The following is a 4362-nucleotide window of genomic DNA, read 5'->3' as shown; positions in this document are numbered from 1 at the left end:
TCATCAACAACAACATCGGCGTGCACCCCAAGGCCATCCTGGACTACCCGAACGTCGATGCCGACCTGAAAAAAGCCGTGGAGAGCGTGGCGCGCGGCCATGCCAGCCCGCGTGCCTTCTATGTGGACAAGGTGGCCGAGGGCGTGGCAACCATCGCCGCAGCCTTCTGGCCCAAGCCCGTGATCGTGCGCCTGTCGGACTTCAAGAGCAACGAGTACCGCAAGCTGATCGGCGGCAGTCGCTACGAGCCCGAGGAAGAGAACCCGATGCTGGGCTTCCGGGGTGCGGCGCGCTACATCAGCCAGGATTTTGGCGAGGCCTTTGCCATGGAGTGCGAGGCACTGCGCCGCGTGCGCGGCGAGATGGGCCTGGCCAACGTGCAGGTTATGGTGCCCTTTGTGCGCACCCTGAAGCAGGCCGAGCGCGTGACGAAGCTCCTGGCCGAGCATGGCCTCAAGCGTGGCGAAAACGGCCTCAAGCTCATCATGATGTGCGAGGTGCCCAGCAACGCCGTGCTGGCCGAGGAGTTCCTCGCCTACTTCGACGGCTTCTCGGTCGGCTCCAACGACCTGACGCAACTCACCCTCGGCCTGGACCGCGACTCGGGCCTGGAGCTGCTGGCGCAGGATTTCGACGAGCGCGACCCGGCGGTGCAAAAGCTGCTCAAGCGCGTCATCGAGGTCTGCCAGGCCGAAGGCAAGTACGTCGGCATCTGCGGCCAGGGCCCGAGCGACCACCCCGACTTCGCCCAGTGGCTGGCCGATGAGGGCATCTCGTCCATCTCGCTGAACCCCGACAGCGTGATCGCCACCTGGCAGCAGCTCGCCGGCTGAGGCAGCGCGCGCCCTGCAGCCGCCCATGCCCGGCCTGGACTCGCACCCGCAGGACGATCTGGAGCAGGCGCCGTTCGCGCCCGACCTGCACGACGCGCGCCACCTCTGGCTCAAGGGCGCGCTGCTGAGCGTGTGGGCGCTGGCGTCGTTCGTCGCCTGCTACTTTGCGCGCGACCTGCAGCTGCTCACCGGCAGCTGGACCTTCGTCTACTGGCTGGCCTCGCAGGGTGCAGTGCTGATCTTCATCGCCCTGGTGTGCATCTACTGCGTGGCCATGGGGCGCTTCGAGCGTGCAGACGGGCCCGCTGCCGCCGCGCCGGATGGCGCCACGCCCCATGGCTGAGCGTGACAGCGGGCGCTCCTACACGGCGCGCCTGAACCGCATCCTGACGCTGTACGTCATCGGTCTGCTGGCCTTCGTGGGCGCCATGGCCTGGGCCGAGCAGCGCGGGCTGTCGCGTCAGTGGATCGGCCCCATCTTCCTGTTCCTGACCGTCATGGCCTATGCCGCCATCGGCGTCTACGGCCGCACGGCCGACCCGCAGGAATACTACGTCGCGGGCCGGCGCATCCCGCCGGTCTACAACGGCATGGCGGCGGCGGCCGACTGGATGAGCGCGGCCTCCTTCATCAGCCTGTCGGGCGCGCTCTACCTGCAGGGCTTCTCCGGCTCGCCGGGGCAACCCGGGGGCCTGGCCTACCTGCTGGGCTGGACGGGCGGCTTCGTGCTGGTGGCCATGCTGATCGCCCCGCACCTGCGCGCCATGAACCTCTACACCGTGCCGGACTTCTTCCAGGTGCGCTTTGGCGGACGCTGGCCGCGCATCATCGCGGCGCTGTCGGCGGTGCTGTGCTCGTTCACCTATGTGGTGGCGCAGATCTATGGCGTGGGCCTGATCGCCTCGCGCCTGACCGGCGTGCAGTTCGAGATCGGCATCATGCTGGGCCTGGGCGGGGTGCTGCTGTGCTCCTTCCTGGGGGGCATGCGGGCCATCACCTGGACGCAGGTGGCGCAGTACGTGGTCATCCTGCTGGCCTTTCTGATCCCCGTGTCCTGGCTGGCTTTCAAGCAGCTGGGCAACCCCGTGGCGCCGGTGGTGGCGGGGGCGCAGATCGGCAAGATCACGGCGCTGGAGAACGAGCTGCTGGAAGCCCCGGCCGAGCATGAGGTCGTGGCCGCCTATCTGGAGCGTGCGCGCGACCTGGAGGTGCGCCTGGCGGACGTGCCGGCGGCGCTGGCGCGGGCGCGCCAGGCGGGCAGCGAGCGCATTCAGCAGCTGCGTGCGCAGAACGCCGACGTGGGCCTGATCGTGGCGGCCAGCCGCGAGCTGGCCGCCATGCCGCGCAATGAGGCCGCAGCGCGCGAGCGCTGGGCGCGCGAGCTGCAGACCCTGCACGAGCGGGCACGGCTGCTGGGCGGGCTGCCGCGCCACAGCCAGGCTTTCGTCGGCGACCCCGATGGCACGCCCGCGCAGCGCGCAATGTTCGACGAGGGGCGGCGCAACTTCCTGGCCCTGATGTTCTGCCTGATGGTGGGCACGGCCGGCCTGCCGCACCTGCTCACGCGCTACTACACCGCGTCCTCGGTGGCCGGGGCGCGGGCGTCGGTGGCCTGGTCGCTGTTCTTCGTGGCGCTCCTGTACCTGAGCGCGCCGGCCCTGGCGGCGCTGGTCAAGTTCGAAGTCATGAACAACCTGGTGGGCAGCCGCTTCGACGAGTTGCCCAACTGGCTGGCGCAGTGGTCGCGGGTGGACGCGGCGCTGCTGTCGGTGGAGGATGTGAACGGCGACGGCATCGTGCAGTTCGGCGAGATCCGCCTGGGCGCCGACCTCATCATGCTGGCCACGCCCGAGATCGCGGGCCTGCCCTACGTCATCTCGGGCCTGGTCGCGGCGGGGGGGCTGGCGGCGGCGCTGTCCACGGCCGATGGGCTGCTGCTGACCATCAGCAACGCGCTGGTGCGCGACCTGTATTTCCAGCAGACCGCCAAGCGCTCGTCGCCCGAGCAGCGCGTGATCCTGACCAAGTTCATGCTGCTCACGGTGGCGCTGTCGGCGGCCTTCGTCGCCGCGCTCAAGCCGTCGGAGATCTTGCCCATGGTCTCGGCGTCGTTCTCGATCGCCGCCTCGGCCTTCGTGCCGGCCATGGTGCTGGGCATCTTCTGGCGCGGCACCACGCGCACGGGGGCGGTGGCGGGCATGCTGGCAGGCCTGTCGGTGACGCTGTATTACCTGCTGATGCAGGTGGAGGCGCTGCGCGAGTGGGTGCCCGCCGTGCTGCTGGCCGATGGGCTGTGGTTTGGCATACAGCCCATCTCGGCGGGGGTCTTCGGGGTGCCGGCGGGGTTTGCCGTGACCTGGCTGGTCAGCCTGGCCACGCGCCCCGGGCGGGTGCAGCGCGTGGTGCCCGACGGGCTCTAGGCAGCGCGTGGCGCGGGTATCGCAGCCAGGCGCGCCCCAGGCGCGCTGCGGGGAGCGTCAGCCGCCCACGCCCAGCAACTCGACGTCGAACTTCAGCGTGGCATTGGGCGGGATGACGCCACCGGCGCCGCGCGCGCCGTAGCCCAGCGGCGCCGGGATGATCAGGGTGCGCTGGCCGCCCACCTTCATGCCCTGCACCCCCTCGTCCCAGCCCTTGATGACCATGCCCGCGCCCAGCGGGAATTCGAACGGGTCGCCCCGGTCGCGGCTGGAGTCGAACTTGGCGCCCTGCTGGCCGTCCTGCCAGAGCCAGCCCGTGTAGTGCACGCGCACCGACTGCCCGGCCCGGGCCTCGGGGCCTTCGCCGGCCTGGGTGTCCTCGTACTGCAGCCCGGAGGCGGTGGTGGTGTAGGCCATGGTGGTTCCTTTGATGCTCTAGGTTTGATAGCTACACGCCGTTGCCAGACAAGGACAAAAGGCGTATTTCATTGAAATTTCGTGGGCGAGGCTCACTTGCGCGCACGTGCCGCCGCCCAGCGGGTGGCGAAGGCCTGCACGTCCGACAAGCGCTTGAGCAGGTCCTGTCCGGTGGGGGTGACGGTATAGCCATCGCTGCCGTGGTCGAGCAGGCCTGCCTCGCGCAGCTCCTTGATGCGGGTGTTGAGCGTGTTGGGGGTGATGCCGCCCACGCTGTCCTGCAGCAGCCGGAAGGTTTGCGGATGCCCGTCGCGCAGCGCCCACAGCACGCGCAGGGCGTAGCGGCGCTCTAGTTTTTCGAGCAACTGGTTGACGGCGGCATTTTCCTTGGAGCTCATGGGTGCTTCTCCTCAGCGCGGGGGTTGGGGGCTAAAAACGATAGCAATATAGCGCGGTTTCGCTCGTGCTACAAGTTTGGTAGCTCAAAGTCCATTGCTGCATTGCGCAAAGCCGCGAAAACAAGGGCAAATCCACTCCTGCCCGCAGCCAACGACAAAGCCCGGCCGCGCAGGGCGCGGGCCGGGCTTTGCAGGGCTCCGCCCCGAAGGGCGGAAGAGGCGTCGCTTACAGCGAATCCATGAAGCTGCGCAGCTTGTCGCTGCGGCTGGGGTGCTTCAACTTGCGCAGCGCCT

5 protein-coding genes are annotated in these 4362 nt (G+C 68.9%); 3 read left to right on the top strand and 2 right to left on the bottom strand.

The window, feature by feature from the left end; translation table 11 throughout:
* From RT051_RS14385 to RT051_RS14375, 3 genes are all read left to right on the top strand, one after another.
* The coding region (locus tag RT051_RS14385; protein ID WP_313077755.1) for a putative PEP-binding protein at positions 1-833 on the top strand (833 nt) is incomplete at its 5' end.
* Positions 834-858: 25 nt separating this feature from the next.
* The gene (locus tag RT051_RS14380) at positions 859-1176 is read left to right on the top strand and encodes a sodium/substrate symporter small subunit (RefSeq protein WP_313077751.1); all 318 of its coding nucleotides are present in this window, start codon (positions 859-861) and stop codon (positions 1174-1176) included.
* A complete protein-coding gene (locus RT051_RS14375) occupies positions 1169-3253 on the top strand; it encodes a VC_2705 family sodium/solute symporter (protein WP_313077747.1) in 2085 nt (694 codons plus the stop codon). The genes RT051_RS14380 and RT051_RS14375 overlap by 8 nt, the downstream gene beginning before the upstream one ends.
* A gap of 57 nt (positions 3254-3310) precedes the next feature.
* Here RT051_RS14375 and RT051_RS14370 read toward each other — a convergent pair whose 3' ends face one another.
* Together RT051_RS14370 and RT051_RS14365 are read right to left on the bottom strand one after the other, a co-directional pair.
* Positions 3311-3670 (bottom strand): FKBP-type peptidyl-prolyl cis-trans isomerase, encoded by a 360-nt coding sequence (locus tag RT051_RS14370; protein WP_313077744.1) that lies wholly within the window; start codon positions 3668-3670, stop codon positions 3311-3313.
* A gap of 92 nt (positions 3671-3762) precedes the next feature.
* Positions 3763-4068, bottom strand: a complete 306-nt coding sequence (locus RT051_RS14365; RefSeq protein WP_313077740.1) for a winged helix-turn-helix transcriptional regulator — start codon at positions 4066-4068, stop codon at positions 3763-3765.
* Between the last annotated feature and the right edge of the window lie 294 nt (positions 4069-4362).

Source organism: Melaminivora sp., from assembly GCF_032059615.1.
Classification (GTDB): domain Bacteria; phylum Pseudomonadota; class Gammaproteobacteria; order Burkholderiales; family Burkholderiaceae_C; genus Melaminivora.
This window is presented reverse-complemented; position numbering and strand designations above follow the sequence as displayed.